Annotated in this window: 1 protein-coding gene; it reads left to right on the plus strand. The window is 46.8% G+C overall.

The features are described from left to right. The coding region (locus F1003_RS18805) for an AraC family ligand binding domain-containing protein (protein ID WP_202913920.1) at positions 1-267 on the plus strand (267 nt) is incomplete at both ends.

Here is a 267-nt window from a genome sequence, read left to right on the forward strand (position 1 = left end):
AAACGTGTATTCTCCGTGTTTGATCTGATATATGTCAAACAGGGAACGTTATATATAACGGAAAATGAAACATCGTTTTCTGTTGAAGGCGGCGAGTACATCTTGCTTTCTCCCGGTCTTGAACACTACGGGACGAAGGGCAGTGATGAAGCAACCTCCTACTATTGGCTTCACTTCGATGAACATCGATATGAATTTACGGCAAAGGGAGGCAGCAACTGGTCTGAGCTTCAGCAGGAAAAAGGGAGCTTCGAAGAGCCGGCCCGC

It is taken from the genome of Winogradskyella ouciana, assembly GCF_009709615.1.
Lineage (GTDB): Bacteria > Bacteroidota > Bacteroidia > Flavobacteriales > Flavobacteriaceae > Winogradskyella > Winogradskyella ouciana.